The sequence below is a fragment of the Nesterenkonia sp. PF2B19 genome (genome assembly GCF_001758425.2).
Lineage (GTDB): Bacteria > Actinomycetota > Actinomycetes > Actinomycetales > Micrococcaceae > Nesterenkonia > Nesterenkonia aethiopica.
On record NZ_MDSS02000003.1, the window covers coordinates 85,959 to 100,920 of the forward strand.

The 14,962-nt window shown below is 67.0% G+C and carries 13 protein-coding genes; 1 reads left to right on the forward strand and 12 read right to left on the reverse strand.

Going from position 1 to position 14,962, the window contains the following annotated elements; all coding sequences use genetic code 11:
• Positions 1-8: 8 nt before the first annotated feature.
• The 5 genes from BCY76_RS01620 to BCY76_RS01640 form a co-directional block, all read right to left on the reverse strand.
• Entirely contained in the window at positions 9-590 is a 582-nt protein-coding gene (locus BCY76_RS01620) for a class I SAM-dependent methyltransferase (protein ID WP_070158861.1), read from the reverse strand.
• On the reverse strand, positions 590-2,848 hold the full coding sequence (locus tag BCY76_RS01625; RefSeq protein ID WP_070158880.1) for a S9 family peptidase: 2,259 nt from the start codon (positions 2,846-2,848) through the stop codon (positions 590-592). The genes BCY76_RS01620 and BCY76_RS01625 overlap by 1 nt, the downstream gene beginning before the upstream one ends.
• Before the next feature lie 54 nt (positions 2,849-2,902).
• The gene (locus BCY76_RS01630; RefSeq protein WP_237089909.1) at positions 2,903-3,556 is read right to left on the reverse strand and encodes a response regulator transcription factor; all 654 of its coding nucleotides are present in this window, start codon (positions 3,554-3,556) and stop codon (positions 2,903-2,905) included.
• Between the two features lie 75 nt (positions 3,557-3,631).
• Positions 3,632-3,889 carry a hypothetical protein gene (locus tag BCY76_RS01635; RefSeq protein WP_237089906.1) on the reverse strand — a complete coding sequence of 86 codons (258 nt, stop codon included), beginning with the start codon at positions 3,887-3,889 and terminating at the stop codon, positions 3,632-3,634.
• 5 nt (positions 3,890-3,894) lie between these two features.
• The gene (locus tag BCY76_RS01640) at positions 3,895-4,863 is read right to left on the reverse strand and encodes a histidine kinase (protein ID WP_070158863.1); all 969 of its coding nucleotides are present in this window, start codon (positions 4,861-4,863) and stop codon (positions 3,895-3,897) included.
• A gap of 177 nt (positions 4,864-5,040) precedes the next feature.
• Here BCY76_RS01640 and BCY76_RS01645 point away from each other — a divergent pair, with 177 nt between their 5' ends.
• Positions 5,041-5,964 (forward strand): hypothetical protein, encoded by a 924-nt coding sequence (locus BCY76_RS01645; RefSeq protein ID WP_070158864.1) that lies wholly within the window; start codon positions 5,041-5,043, stop codon positions 5,962-5,964.
• Positions 5,965-6,064: 100 nt separating this feature from the next.
• Here the strand turns inward: BCY76_RS01645 and BCY76_RS01650 are convergent, their stop codons facing one another.
• The 7 genes from BCY76_RS01650 to BCY76_RS01680 all read right to left on the reverse strand — a co-directional run bounded on the left by BCY76_RS01650 (position 6,065) and on the right by BCY76_RS01680 (position 14,831).
• Positions 6,065-9,589: a DEAD/DEAH box helicase family protein gene (locus BCY76_RS01650; protein ID WP_070158865.1), complete on the reverse strand. Its 3,525-nt coding sequence runs from the start codon at positions 9,587-9,589 to the stop codon at positions 6,065-6,067.
• 203 nt (positions 9,590-9,792) lie between these two features.
• Positions 9,793-10,533 carry a hypothetical protein gene (locus tag BCY76_RS01655; RefSeq protein WP_070158866.1) on the reverse strand — a complete coding sequence of 247 codons (741 nt, stop codon included), beginning with the start codon at positions 10,531-10,533 and terminating at the stop codon, positions 9,793-9,795.
• A gap of 8 nt (positions 10,534-10,541) precedes the next feature.
• Positions 10,542-10,730 (reverse strand): hypothetical protein, encoded by a 189-nt coding sequence (locus BCY76_RS01660; protein ID WP_070158867.1) that lies wholly within the window; start codon positions 10,728-10,730, stop codon positions 10,542-10,544.
• Between the two features lie 106 nt (positions 10,731-10,836).
• Positions 10,837-11,784, reverse strand: a complete 948-nt coding sequence (locus tag BCY76_RS01665; RefSeq protein ID WP_139827561.1) for a restriction endonuclease — start codon at positions 11,782-11,784, stop codon at positions 10,837-10,839.
• Between the two features lie 33 nt (positions 11,785-11,817).
• Positions 11,818-12,156 (reverse strand): DUF3024 domain-containing protein, encoded by a 339-nt coding sequence (locus tag BCY76_RS01670; protein WP_070158868.1) that lies wholly within the window; start codon positions 12,154-12,156, stop codon positions 11,818-11,820.
• A 3-nt stretch (positions 12,157-12,159) separates the two neighbouring features.
• Entirely contained in the window at positions 12,160-13,296 is a 1,137-nt protein-coding gene (locus BCY76_RS01675; protein ID WP_083277300.1) for a restriction endonuclease subunit S, read from the reverse strand.
• Positions 13,293-14,831, reverse strand: coding sequence for a type I restriction-modification system subunit M (locus BCY76_RS01680; RefSeq protein WP_070158869.1), 1,539 nt, complete (start codon positions 14,829-14,831; stop codon positions 13,293-13,295). The genes BCY76_RS01675 and BCY76_RS01680 overlap by 4 nt, the downstream gene beginning before the upstream one ends.
• Positions 14,832-14,962 lie beyond the last annotated feature (131 nt).

A 14,962-nucleotide genomic window follows, 5' to 3' on the forward strand; every position in this document is an offset into this window, starting at 1 on the left:
GTGGGTGATCAGCGGGCCGTCGTCGGCGGCGTCAGCGAGGTCGCATCCACCCCGGCGAGCTCCACCCAGGAGGTGAACTCGCCGCCGTCGGGATGCGGCTGGGTCTCCCGGGTGTGCTCGGCGTCCCAGGCGTCCAGCTCCAGGGCCTCCGGGTTCCGGGACTCGAAGGCCAGCCAGCCGCCGTCGGCCAGGTTCCGGTGGGCGTGGGCCAGCACCTCGTCCCAGGCCGCGCGGGGCAGGAAGTACTGGGCTACGTGGCCCTCCATGACGGCGACGTCGGCCGCCGCCGTCGGCAGCTGCTCCGCGGTGCCATGGATCCAGGTGACGGCATCGCCGCCCGGCCGGGTGCGGGCGACCTCGATCATCGCCTCCGAGGGGTCCACTCCGGTGACCTGCAACCCTCGACGAGCCAGCTCCACTCCGAGCACCCCGGTGCCGCAGCCGATGTCGGTGACCCGCCGAGCGTCCTTCTGCTCGATCAGCGCGGTGTAGAACTCGTGGTCCCAGCCGCCGGAGTTCTCGACGTCGTAGACGCGCACCATCTCCGGGTGTTCCGTCCACGGGCCCTCGACGGTGACGGTCTCGCCCATCAGAACCGCCGCTCGGCCGCGCCCAGGTGGTGCGCCAGGAAGGCGTAGTCCCAGGCGCGCTCCTTCCAGGACTCGTAGCGGCCGGAGGCGCCGCCGTGGCCGCCGTCCATCTCGATCTTCAGCACCACCGGCGCCTCGCCCTGCTGATGCTCGCGCAGCCGCTGCACCCATTTGGCGGGCTCCACGTACAGCACCCGGGTGTCATGCAGACTGGTGACCGCGGCGATGGCCGGGTAGCGGGTGTCCCGGACGTTCTCATAGGGGGAGTAGGACTTCATGTAGGCGTAGACCTCGGCGTCCTGGATCGGGTTGCCCCATTCCTCCCACTCCAGGGCGGACAGCGGCAGGTCCGGGTCCAGGATGGAGGTCAGGTTGTCCACGAACGGCACCTGCGCGACGATCGCGGTGTACTTCTCCGGGGCCATGTTCGCGATCGCGCCCATCAGCAGTCCGCCGGCGGATCCGCCGAGGGCCGCGATGCGCGCCGGGTCCGCCCAGTCGGCCTCCACCAGCTGGTCGGTGGCGGAGAGGAAGTCACTGAACGTGTGGGTCTTGGTCAGCTTCTTGCCGTCCTCGTACCACCAGCGTCCCAGCTCCCCGCCGCCGCGCACATGGGCGATGGCGAACACGATCCCACGGTCCAGCAGGGACAGGCGGGGGATCCCGAAGGACGGGTCCATGCTCATCTCATAGGAGCCGTAGCCGTAGACCAGAGTCGGGTTGGTGCCGTCCGGGGCGACGTCGCGGTGGTGCATCACGGTGACCGGGACCTGCACCGGGGAGCCGTCCGGCGCGGTGCCGTCCCCGGGTGCCCAGATCCGGGTGGCGCGGTAGGCAGAGAGGTCGACGTCGTGGACCGGGGTCTCGCGGCGCAGGATCGGGGTGGGCGCAGCGGCGTCCCCGCCGTCGTCGGAGGGGGCGGCATGCGGGATGTCATAGATGCGCGGCGGCGTGAACCAGGAGGTGTACAGCACCCGGAACAGGGGGGCCTCATGCTCGGCGGAGGTCACCGCGCAGGTGAACAGCTCCTCCTCGAACCCCGGCCCGGGAAGCGACGACGTCGGCACCGCCGCGCCGCCGTCGCGGACGTTGCGCAGTGCGTCCAGGGAGAGCAGCTGCACGGACTCCACGGTGTCGCGCCGGGCGCTGACCAGCACCTGGGCGGCCGTGACGGTGACGCCTTCGAGTTTGACGGTGTCCTCGTGAGGGAGCACGGTGGTGCCCAGGTCCAGGGGGTCTTCGGACCGCTGGGCGGCCAGCGCCTCTGCGGTGGTCAGGCTCAGCGCATTGTTCGGGCCCCCGGCATTGTGGGTGACCAGCAGCTTCCGCTCGCCGTCGAGCTCGATCGGGTCCACGCTGTGCAGCAGCCGGCGGTCCGCGGAGATCAGCAGCACCGGCTCGGCGTCGGGGTCGGTGAGGTCCAGCAGGCGGGACTCGTCATACTCGGAATTGCCGGAGAGGATGATCAGCTCGCGCTTGTCCGAGGAGACCCCGAACCCGCTCCAGAGCTGCTCGTCGGTGATCTCCAGCAGCAGCCGATCCTCGGAGGCGTCGGTGCCCAGAGTATGGACGTAGAGACGCCAGGGCCTCCAGGACTCGTCGGCCACCATGTAGTAGGCGCGCGACCCGGTGGGGTCCAGGACGGCGGCGCCGTGGACGTCCTCGACGGTCTCTGGCAGGTTCTCCCCGGTGGTGAGGTCCCGGAAGCGCAGGGTGTGCCGTTCGTCCCCGGTGGTGTCCTCGCAGTAGGCGAGCAGCCGGCCGGACTCGTCGATGCTCATCCCGCCGAGCTGGTAGAAGGCGTGGGGCTTCGCCTCGGCGTTGGTGTCGAAGTAGGTGACCTCACCGTCGAGCGGCTCCCCGGGCTGCACCTCGGGTGGGGTCCAGGCGTCCAGGGATCGGGACTCGGGAGCTTCTGACTCCGGGGCGCTCACCGGCACACGGCAGTAGATCGGGTGCTGCTCGCCCTCGATGGTGCGGGTGAAGTACCAGAACCCGCCGCGCCGGGAGGGCACCGTGAGGTCGGTCTCCACGGTGCGGTGCTTGATCTCGGAGAAGATCGCCTCACGCAGCGGCTCCTGGTCCGCGGTGACGGCGTCGGTGTAGCGGTTCTCCGCGTGCAGGTGCTCCAGGACCTCCTGGGACTCCTTGTCCCGCAGCCACTCATAGGGATCGGTGACAGTGTCCCCGTGGTGGACACGGATGGTGGGGACCTTCTTCGCCTCCGGGGGAGCGGGAATCGTGGTGGTCTCAGACATGGGCACCATTCAACCAGAGGGCGGTGTCACGGCTGTCTCGTCAGGCCCGGCCGTTCAGATCCAGGCGGGCCTGGGCGACGATGACGGCCAGCTGGGCGCTGGTGTCCGCCCCGATCTTGGCCCGCGCGCTGGCAGGGTGCTCTTGACGGTGCTCGGCGAGATGAACAGCTCACTTGCGATGTCTTCATAGGTGTTGCCGTCACCGATCAGCCGGGCCACGGCGATCTCGCGCTCAGCGAGTCGGCTCACGCGTCGACGGGCCGACTCGCAGACCGGCTCCGTCCGCGGGCCGACGTAGCTGGCGATCAGCCGGGAGGTCATCGCCGGTGAGATCATCGGGTCGCCGTCGTGGGCCATGCGCAGGGCGGTGGCGAGGAATTCGGTAGCGTCCTCCTTCAGGAGGAAGCCGGTGGCCCCGGCGTCGAGGGCGCCATGCAGGTGGGTGTCCGTGCCGAAGGCGGTCACCGCCAGGACGGCGGGCGGGGCCAGCTGCTCGCGGAGCCGGCGGATGGCCTCGACGCCGTCCATGCCTGCACCCAGGTGCAGGTCCATCACGACGACGTCGGGCCGGTGGGTGCGGACGGCGTCGATCGCCTCGGCACCCGACGGGGCGGTGGCGACGACGGCGATGTCCTCCTCGCCGCTCAGGATGTTCTGCAACGAGCCCAGGACCAGGGCGTCGTCGTCGACCATCACCACAGAGAGCATCACGCGGGAAGTCTACCAACTGGGGGCTGACGCGACGGGGGAGCCCCAGGTCAGAGGCGGGGGACGGGCCGCGGCTCAGCCGGGCGGCTCGGCGGCCTCGGGCGGAGGCCAGGGCAGCCGGACGGTGAGGATGAAGCGGCCCTCGTGCTGATGAGTCTCCACTGTGCCGCCGAGCGCCCGGGCCCGTTCCTCCAGGCCGACCAGACCCGTGCCGGAGCCGGCGGTGAAGCGGGGATGCTCGGGGAGCCGGTTGGTGACCCGCAGATCGATCCCCTGGCCCTCGCCGCCGGTCAGGCTGATCTCCGCGGTGCGGTCGCTGCTGTGCCGCAGCACGTTGGTCAGGGCTTCCTGGAGGATGCGGCGGACCGCGTGCTGCAGGGCGTCAGGGGCTGAGGAGAAGCCGTCGACGAGCACGAAGGGACGCACGTCCACGCCGCCGGCCGCGGCCTCGGCGAACAGGGCCTGCAGGTCGGTGACCCCGCGCGGGAGGGTGCCGGGGCGGCGTCGCTGGCGTCGCCTTCACGCAGGGAGGTCAGCAGGGTGCGCAGATTGGTCAGTGCCCGGTCCGCATAGTGCCGGGTGGTGCGCAGCTCGTCACCGAGGCGTGGGTCACCGGAGTGCTGCGCGGCCTTCTCCAGCCCGCCCACGTGCAGGGAGAGCCCGGAGAGGTCGGAGGCCAACGTGTCGTGGACCTCCCGGGCCAGGATCTGCCGCTCCTGCTGACGGGTCAGCTGCTCGGTGAGCGCCTCGTTGCTGTGCTCGGCGGCGCGGGCGTGGGCCTCGGCGGTGCGGGCGGACCGGCGCTGCCGCACGCCCAGGGAGATCCCCAGCACCAGGCCCAGGCACAGGACCGTGACGACCGCGACCAGGATCTGCCCGGTGCGCTGGTAGTCCGGATCCGGCCAGCCGGTGAGGGCGTACAGATGCAGGCCCGTGCAGATCAGGATGACGGCGAATCCGGCGGCGGCGACCGCCCAGTGCCAGCGACGCTCGGCCCGGACCACCCACACGGTCAGCCCCACGGCCAGGACGAAGGGGTCCAGGCGCAGCAGCAGTGCGACGACGGTGCCGGCGATCATCGGCACCAGCGGAGCGCGCCGGTAGAAAGGCAGTGTGAGCAGGGCCAGCATCGCCGCCCCGATCATGATGGCGCCGAGAGTGGTCGGTTCGTCCGTCGCCGGGTCGATGTACCCCGGGTTCGTCATCGCCGTCGACACCGTCACCAGGAGCCCGGTGCTCATCATCACCAGCACGACGATGCCGGAGAGGATGACGCGCACGGCCCGGGGCCACGATCGGGGGAACATGCCGTCAGTGTACTGAGGCGCTCTGACATGCGGACACGGCGGATCGGGCGGCTCAGTATGCCCGATCAGGCATCCTTGTCTGCCCGATCAGCGGTGCCGGTGATGCGCGCAGTCCGAGAAGCTCGAATCAGCACAGAGTGCTTCACTCGCAGACCGATGAAGAAAGCAGGTTGAACCATGTCGACCACCTATCCGGATCCCGCCGCCGTCGAGGCCGGGCCGAGCAGGAACATCCTTGGGATCATCGCACTGATCACGGCGATCCTCGGGGCGATCTTCGCCTGTGTGCCGGGCGCCCTGATCCTGGGCTGGGTGCTGCTGCCCATCGCGTTCGTCCTGGCCCTGGTGTCCCTGTTCCTGAAGGGGAAGAAGCGTGGCGCAGGCATCGCCGGGCTGATCGTCTCCGTGGTGGGCACCGTCGTCGGGATCATCGTGTTCTTCGCCGTGGTGGCCGACGCCTTCGATGAGGCCTTCAACGACGAGACCACCGTCTCCACCGCCGCGGAGGAGGGCGACGACGCGGAGTACGGTGACGCCGAAGCGGGCGGCTCGGAGGTCGGCGGCTCTGACGACGCGGCCGCCGCTGCCGAGGAAGAGGCCGACCAGGAGGAGGCCGACGCCGCGGCGACCTCGGAGGATGAGGACGACGAGGCCTCCGCCGATGACGCCGAGCCGGGCACCCGCGCGAACCCGTATCCGCTGGGTTCGGAGATCTCCACCTCCGACTGGGCGGTGACCGTCAACGGGGTGGACCTCGACGCCACCGACGCCGTGCTGGCGGAGAACCCGTACAACGAGGACCCGGAGGAGGGGCACACCTACATCCTGGTGGACCTCAGCGTCCAGTACACCGGTGACGACCCCGAGGGCGACACCCCGTGGGTCAGCGTCGACTACGTCTCCCCGGCGGGCAACACGTTCCGCTCCTCCGACAGGGTCACCGTGACACCGGACAGCTTCGACTCCATGAGCACGCTGTACGAAGGCGCCTCCACCACCGGCAACGTCGCCCTCCATGTGCCGGCCGACGGCGTGGAGGACGGCGTGCTGACGGTGTCGCCCGGCATGTTTGCCGACGACGTGTTCGTCGCGGTGGACTGAGGGACCCGGAGGACGTACACGACGACGGCGGGCGGGTGACCGCGAGAGGCCACCCGCCTGCCGTCGTCGTGTGTGGTGGTGTGGCTGCGCGTCGGCGTGGTCAGGTCGCGATGCGGTCCGTGGCGTCGGGGCCGGGGGATTCGAACTGGGTGGCCTCACTCTCGGAGGGTGTGGCGCGGCGTCGGATCTTCTCGATGATGTCGATGACGACGTCGACGCGGTCATCCCCGATGACGCTGTCCGGGTCTCCGTTGTCACTGAGCGGGGACTCGTAGAGCGCCTCCACGGTCATGGCCCCGTTGGCGGTGAGGTAGTCGATGACCTGGTCGATGAACCGCAGCTGCTGCGCGGAGAAGGTGGAGCCGGCGATGAACTCGTTGAAGCTGGCCTGTACGGCGGTGCGGTCCAGACCCACCAGGGAGCGGACGAACAGGCCCAGTCCCTGGGCCTCCTCGGCCGCGGCCTGGATGTCCGCCCGGGTCCCGGCACCGGATTCGAGGAGCATCTCCTCCAGCGCGGCGAGGTCCTGGCTGGTGAGCTGACGGTTGTGACGCAGCTTCTGCAGGGCCAGCGTGTCCATCTGGGATTCCAGGAATCGTGTGGCCTTGTCCTTGAACCGACGCATGTCTGTCCCCGGGGTGGTCCGGGCCAGGTCCACCTCGCGGGCTTCGATCAGCTCGTCGGTGAACGTGGTGTGGACCGGCTTCCAGGTGCGCTTGTCCACGTAGACGATGAGGTCGCGGAGCCGCCGTCGGACGTCTTCGAGCATCAGGGCGGAGGTGTCCTGCCACCAGGTGTCATCGGCCAGCTCCTCCAGCAGGCGGGCCTGGGCCTTCACCGTGGGCACGTTGACCTTGGTCAGCAGGTTGGTGGCGATGTCCTGGATCCGGTGCTGCTGGGTCTGGAAAGCGCTGCTGTCGCCGAGCAGCTGCGCCAGCTGGGCGCGCAGCACGGTGAGGTCGAAGGTCTTGGCCTCTTCCTTGTCGCGCTGCGCACCGGTGGGAAGCCGTCCGAGGGTCGCGGCGACGTGCTCAGCCTCGGCCGGGTCGAGTCTCTCCCAGGCCTCCGAGGAGGAGTAGGTCTCCACCAACTGACGGTGGGGTCGGACCTGCACGTTGTGGGGGTTCATACCGAGCACGTGATGCCGGGCGGCATGGGCGATGTCGGCGTGGAGATGGTCCGCCCGGTATTCGACGGCGTCGACGACGGCGTGCCCCAGGTCAGGTCTGCCGAGAGTCCCGTTGCCGGTGGGGGAGCGCCCGGTGCCGTGGCGCAGCGTGGTCAGCAGCTCCACCCGGTGGCGGAAGAGGCGCTCGCTGAGGGACTGCGGGCGGGCGGCCTCCCGTTCGGGCAGGTCGGCGTTGAAGAATTCGACGTTGCCGCAGACGTCCAGGATCAGGAACTCGGTCTTGTCCTGGCCGGGGCCGAAGAGGTCTCGGCGGGTGCGGGTGCCGCGGCCGACCATCTGCCAGAACTTGGTCTTGGAGTAGACGGGTTTGAAGAACAGCAGGTTCACGGCCTCGGGCACGTCGATGCCGGTGTCGAGCATGTCGACGGTGATGGCGATGTGCGGCTCGGCCTCCGGGACGCTGAAGGAGTCGATGAGGTCCTGGGCGTGCTCGACCTGATGGGTGATCACGCGTGCGAAGGTTCCGCCGTACAGGGGGTATTGCCGGTTGAAGCGCTGGTAGATGAAGTCGGCGTGCTGCTGGTTCTTCGCGAAGATGATGGTCTTGCCCAGCCGGTCTCCGCCGGCGACGGTGATGCCGTGGGTCATGAGCTCGGTGAGGACCTTGTCCACCGTGTCCTCGTTGAAGAGCCGCTGATTCATCTCGGCGGAGGTGACGGCGTCGGGGATCTCACCGTCCTCGTCCCACTCCAGAGCGTCCCAGGCGAGCTTGTCCTCCTCGGAGAGCTCGTCGTAGCTGATGCCGCGGTCCAGGAAGCGGGTTCCCAGGGTCAGGGTGCGGGGCGGGACGAGGTAGCCGTCGTCGATGGCCTCCTCGAGCGAGTAGGCGTCCGTGGGGACCCCGGGCTCCTGTTCGAAGAGCAGGTAGGTGTTCTTGTCCACCTGGTCCACCGGGGTGGCGGTGAGCCCGAGCAGCAGGGAGTCGAACCAGTCGAAGATGCTGCGGTACTTCTGGTAGACGGAGCGGTGGGCTTCGTCCACGATGACCAGATCGAAGTATCCGGGGCTGAAGGGGCCGGTCTGCTTCTCGGTGTACTCCCGGATCCGGTTGAGCATGGTCGGGTAGGTGGAGACGAAGATCCGCGCGTCCTGGTCCTTCTCCTCCACCAGGTTCACCGGGGGCTCCTGGGGGAGGTGCTCCTTGAACGCGTTGACGGCCTGCCGCACCAGGGCGGTGCGGTCGGCGAGGAACAGGACACGTTTGACCCATCCGGCCCGCAGCATCTGGTCCACCAGGGCGATGACGGTACGGGTCTTGCCGGTGCCGGTGGCCATGACCAGTAGGGCGGCCCGCTGACGGTCGGTGAAGGACTCGCCGACGGTACGGATGGCGTGGGTCTGATAGTCGCGTTCGACGATGTCGGCATTGATGGGTGTCTCGGGCAACGGCCGCCGGCGGCGCCGGGATTGCAGGCGCCAGGCGAGCTCCTCCTTCCGGAGGAAGCCGCGGACCTCCCGGGGCGGGTAGCCGGAGGCGTCGTCCCACAGCCAGGTGGTGCTGCCGTTGGTGTAGAAGATCAGGGGACGCTGAGGGTGTTCGGCTTCGAGGGCGTCGGCGTAGAGGCGGGCCTGCTCCTGCCCGGCCTCGGCGTTTCGGCTCGTGCGTTTGGCCTCCACGACGGCGAGGGGGCGGCCGTCGTCGCCCCAGAGGACGTAGTCGGCGTAGAGGGTCTGACCGGTGTGCGGGTGCGTGAGCCTGACTTCGGTCTCGGCGTGGTTCGGCGGGGTGCGGCCGTCTCCTGGTGTCGTGAGGGTCCAGCCGGCCTCGCTGAGGTCGAGGTCGATGTAGCGCGTGCGTGTGGCGGCCTCGTCGTAGTCGCGGGTGTCGCGGACCTGCTTAGCCCGCTGCGCCTCGGCCACCTGGGCGCGGACCGTGGCGAGCTCTTCTTCCAGGGCGCGAGTCTTGGCCTCGGACTCTTCGAGCTGGCGCCGGTAGTCCTCCTGCTCCTTCTGCACCGTGACGGCGAGCTGGCGCAGTTCGTCCACGCGCATGGGCTGGCGGCGGGCGGCGAGCTGCGGGTCGAAGGCGGCGGTGACCGGCACAGTGTCCGGGGCGGTGGAGAAGTGCTGGGCGGCCCAGATGAGCACGTGGTGGAGGTCGCGGACCACGTGGTGAGCGACGTCGGGGCGGGGTGTCTGGTCTCCGTGGACGGCTTTGTTGCCGACTTTTCTGATCAGGTCCAACTTCTGGATGATGCCCTGGGTGCTGATCTCGCGGAACTGTTGGTCGTGGACGCGGGCGGCGAGGTCGTCACGGTAGGGGTCGCGCAGGCCGCGGAGCTGGTAGATGCGTTCGATCAGCTGCTCGATGGAGTGCCGGGCGTAGAAGCAGGCGGAGCGGGGATCGCTGCTGATGTATTCTTCGGCGCGCAGGCAGGACGCGTAGATCTGCGGCCACTCAGCCTCGATGAAGGCGAAGTTGCTCTGGGCCGGCATCGCAGTCCCCCTTACGCGTGTGTGTCGGCACTCACTGTCACCGTATCCGATCGCGCTGACATGCGGGAGTGACATCGCGGGCGGAGATGTTCGCGTGACGTGCTCGAAGACGAGAACTCTGGGGGCGCGAATTCAATCTAATGCGCGTTTGTACTGCAATCTCCTGATCACACGAAAGTCCGGTTGGTGCTCGTCGGAGATCCTCACAACGCTTCCAGTCGGTCACCCTGACGGCATGTCGGAGATGCTGATGGGGGCAACGTGACCTGGTATCCCTTGCTTCGAAGAGCGTCGGCGGCAGTCTCGGTGTCGTCCCCGACGGCGGCGGCGAGCTGGCGGCGACGGAACTCACTCCGCTGCTCTCGGAGTATCCGGCGACCGCCTTCCGCGATGTCGATGCCGAAGTCACCTGCCAAGGCTTCGAGGATGTCCTCCAAGCACGGCCGGAATCGGTGGCCGCCGGTGGGGAAGTGAAGTTTCTCGGTCCGGGGCGCATATCGCACGCTGCGCGACTTCGGGTGGCCGCGTTGCATGATCCACTCCAGTCCCCGATGGTGGGAGTGGACGTTGAGGTGCGAAGCCGGGACGCTGTTCGACTCCCGCTCGTAGTCAAAGCGCACGAGAGGCTCGTTCGTCGCCGGGAAGTCGTCGCGTTCCTCGGGAGCGAGGTCATCCTCGGCGAGCGGAAGGATTCGGACTGACGAGGTTTGGATGGCCATGTACTGGCGGTCCTGACTCCACCGGCAGACGTATTTCAGCGAAAGGCGCATGACGGGCTGTCGGCGTGCCTGCAGAAGAATGCCCTGTTCGGGTGTCGTGAGCGCCAGGGAGCGTCGTGCTTGGGTGACCTCGACGTGATGGCCCGAGCCGGCGACCGTCTCGAGAGCCTTGTTCGTGGTGTGAGGGAATGTCTCGATCTGGCGAAGCAAGGGATCGTCAGGCATGCGGTCGTTCAGCCTTCAAGTCGCAGCATCTCGACGACTCCTTCGAGGCGGAACAGAATGTCGACCTGCGCTCGTGTGAGTTCGTCGTCTGAGCACTGGGAGAGCTCATCGAATGACATCCCTGCGCGTGCTTCGAGCTCTGCTTTCTCGGCGCGTAGGTCTTCGGCTGTGACGTGAGCGATCGGAATCGTCGTCATGGATCCGCCTCTCAGTGTGCTCCTACTGTACTTAACGTCGCAGACGCAGTCTGCAGTTCCCGGTTGACGGAGAGGGCCGGGCGTCGCTTCGCCGGGGAGGCGTGGATCATTCGAAGAAGTCTTCGTCCACTGTGACGACTTCGTAGGTCTGTTTGACCTGGACGCCGACCCGGTACTTGATCATCAGCGAGGTGAGGCGCTCACCGTCGATGAGCACGACCCGGGTAGGAAGGTTGTCGGCGTATTCGCGTGCGAGCTTGGTGAAGTGGCTGGTGGTGATGAAGACGCCTTTGGCGGCGCCGCGGCCGTGGAGCGCTCCGATGAAGGCCTGGAGGGTCTCGCGGCCGATGCCGTTGCCGGTGCTGTACCGCTTGGCCTGAATGTAGACGCGTTCAAGGCCGAGGGGGTCCTGGTCGACGAAGCCGTCGATGCCGCCGTCGGCGGTGCCTCCGACCTTCATACCTCGCTGTTCGGCCCCTCCGTAGTCCATGGCGAGCAGCAGCTTGACCACGGCGTCCTCGAAGAAGTCGGGGGAGCCGTCCTGCAGGCGTTGGAGGAGCTCGTCGGAGACGGTGCTGTGCAACTCGTCGATGGCACTGGTGATCTGATCTTCCGGGGTGGAGTCGCCCGTGGTGGCCTCGGTCTCGTCTGGGGCGGTGCTGGCTCCTGACCTGGCGCGGCGGGCGGCTTTCGCTTCGTCATGTTCGACCCAGGAGGGGAACTTCCTCAGGTCAGCCTGGGTGATGCCGTCGGGGTGGTCTCGCAGTGCCTGACGTCCGGTCTCGGTGATCCGGTAGGTGGCGCGTGCGGGTCGCTCCACGGCGCCCGCCTGGGAGAGCGCGGACATGGCCCACCCGATGCGGTTCTCGACCTTTGACTGACCCGATGCGAACATGACGCTGGTCTGATCGTCGGTGAGCTCCATCAGCTCTGTGGTGGCCGAGTAGAGCTCGCGGCGGCTGCAGGACTCTCCGTCTGAGAGGACCTGCAGCACCGGCCGCATGAACTCGTGCCAGCGGGGGATCAAGACGGTCGCGTCGGACGAGATGGTCATCGTCTCCTCAAGGCTTGAGTGAAGTGGGGTGGGTCAGCCCCAGAAGATGGGGTCGTCAGTGGTGTCCAGGAAAGCCAGCGCTTCGCGGACGTTCGACGTCGGCTGGAAGTCCGGGTAGTGGTGGAACGTCAGGTTCCTGTCTCGCCAATAGATGGTCCACAGGCCAGTGCGTGTGGTGTAGCGGAGGCGGGCGATGGGGAATCGCATGGCGGGGCGGTTCTGCGGGTCCATCCAGTCGGGTCGGCACTCCATGATGTCCACGTGGCGAGGTGTGACGTCGTGCTCGATCCAGATTTGGTCCCGCACGTGTTCTGGCGTGCGCTGCTCGCACCAGTCGGCGATGCGCTGGAGGTCCGTGGACGAGACGGCCATAGGTCAGAGCTCCCCTCGGAAGGCCCGGGATTGGAGGGACTCTCGCAGGTCGTTCAGGGTTGAGAATCTGGATCGAGCAGTGGATCGAGCAGTACGGAGCTCGACGAGACGCTCAACGTACTCCTTCTGGATGGACAACGGCGGGACAGGCATGGGCATGCCCTTGATGATGCCCATGTTCAGCCCGCCCATGATCGCGCCTTTGGTCTTGCTTCGTAGGTAGCGCTGCGCGGCCGGGTTCCACAAGAACGTTGAGCGGAGAAACTCCGGGAGGCATTGCGACTGATCGAGAGTGATACAGCACAGGTGCTTAGTGTTGATGGCTGTGGGGATGTCATCTGGAACCACGGCTACGCGGCCATTCGTGCCCATGATCGTGATGAGCACATCCCCGGGATGAACCGTATATCTGCTGAGCTGCTCGTACTTTTCCTGGGTGATGAAGCGCCTCTCCCCCCAGCCGAACTCGTTCCTTACGACGTTGTCGATTCCTATGACGGGTATCCCTGAGTCAGTGAGCTCCTCCTTGAGGAGCTGGCTGCCGAAAGGTCCGGTGCGCATCGAGTTCTTCTCCGGCAAGGCCACATCTTGAACGGTCTTGGTGGTCCAGCCCGCCTCGATCTGTTGGAACATCGACCTGTAGAGGCTGGCCTCGGTGGCATCCAGGAGGTCCACCACGCTCAGCGCTTTGCCCGCAACGTCAGCAGCGCGGTCGAGGATGGCGGCGATGCGGCGTTGTTCGGCGAGGGGTGGGAGGAGGGTTGTAATGCGGTAGACGTCCTCGCGGTTGAGGCCCGGCACTGCTGCGGACTTGTTCATGGACTCTAGCCCGACTGACCGCAGGCGGTGGTAGAGCCATCTGAGGTTGACACGTGAGTCGTCGTGCTTGGTGAAATAGGTGGTGTCGATGGGCCAGAACGGGCGATCCGGGGCATGGATCTGCCCGATCGAGCCCTTGCGGCCGACCACGAGAGCGGGTCCGGACGTGAAGGCTTCTTCATGGTGGTCCACCGCCCCGGCGGAGCCGTAGACGGGTACGCCTCCCGGGGTTCGAAGCTTCTTGGGGAGAGATTTGCCGTACCTGAGCTCCACGATGTCCCCCAGCGCCACCGTCGTCCAGCCCTTCGGCAGCTCGCTCACTTCAGCATCTCCTTCAGCTCGGCGAGCCCAGTGCGGATCTCGTCGTCGAGCGTCTCCAGCTCCTCGATGATCTCCAGCGGGTCCTGGTGGTCCTCTTCCTCGAAGACGATCTCCTTGTACCGGTTGATGGAGAGGTCGTAGTCGTTCTTGGCGATCTCCTCCCGCGGGACCGTGAAGCTCTGCTCGGTCCGGGGCCGCTCACGCTCCGCGCCGTCCCGCTCAGCCCACCGAGCCACCACGTCCGGCAGGTTGTTCTTCGTGTGCTCCTCGGTGCTCAGCGGCTCCTCCGGGCTCGGGCCCAGCTTCTCCACATCCAGCAGGGGAGTGCGCTTGTCATCCAGGCTCATGCCGTCGGCGGCCACGTCATAGAACCAGACCTCGTCGGTCGCACCCGCGCCGCCGTCGTCGGCATTGGTCTTGGTGAAGAACAGGATCGCCGTGGACACCCCCGCATACGGTTTGAACACACCCGAAGGCAGCTTCACCACCGCATCCAGCTTCTGACCGTCCACCAACTGACGGCGCAGATCCCTATGCGCCTTCGACGAGCCGAACAGCACGCCGTCCGGCACGATCACCGCGGCGCGCCCGCCCGGCTGCAGCAGCCGCAGGAACAACGCCAGGAACAGCAGCTCCGTCTTCTTCGTCTTCACCACATTCAGCAGGTCCCGGGACGTGGACTCATAGTCCAAGCTCCCGGCGAACGGCGGATTCGCCAGCACCAGGGAGAAGTCATCCGCCTCCCCGATCGCACCCTCCGAGAGCGAATCGCGGTACCGGATGTCCGGATGCTCCACCCCGTGCAGCATCATGTTCATCGACCCGATGCGCAGCATCGTCGAATCGAAGTCGTACCCGTGGAACATCTCCTCATGGAACTGACGGTTCCACTCCGGCCGGTACAGCTCCTGCTCATAGGTCTCCCGTACGTACTCCGAGGCCGAGACCAAAAACCCCGCTGTCCCGCAGGCCGGATCGATGATCCGATCCCCGGGCTTCGGGGCCGTCATCGCCACCATCATCTCGATGATGTGCCGCGGCGTGCGGAACTGCCCGTTCGTCCCCGAGGTGGAGATCTTCGAGAGCATGTACTCATACACGTCCCCATTGGTGTCCCGGCGGTCCATCGGGATCGAATCCACCAGATCCACCACCCGGGTCAGGATCCCCGCCTTCTCCGCATTGATGGTGAACCGCGCATTGCGCATGTGATCCGAATACGTCGACTCGTCGTTCCCCAGGTTCTGCAGGAACGGGAACACCTCATCGGAGATCACCCGGTGCATCGTCTGGGCATCCAGGTTCTTCAGCTCAGACCAGCGCAGATGCTGCTGGTCCTCGGTGAAGAACATCGTCTCCACCGGCTTGCCCGTCCGCTTCGCCTTGTTCTCCGCACGAGTCTGGAGCTGATCCAGCCGGCGGATGAACAGCAGATACGTGATCTGCTCGATGATCTCCAACGGGTTGGACATGCCGCCGGTCCAGAACGCATCCCAGATCCGATCAACCTTGCTCTTCAGCTCTCCGGTCACCATGGGGACAACCCTATCCGGCAGTGCTGACGCACAGGAAAAGCACAGACCAGTCGACATCTGAGCGAAAAGGAGCGCAGAGGGCGTGCGGAAGGTAGTGTAAATAACGTGCGAAAGGTAGTGTAGAAGACGTG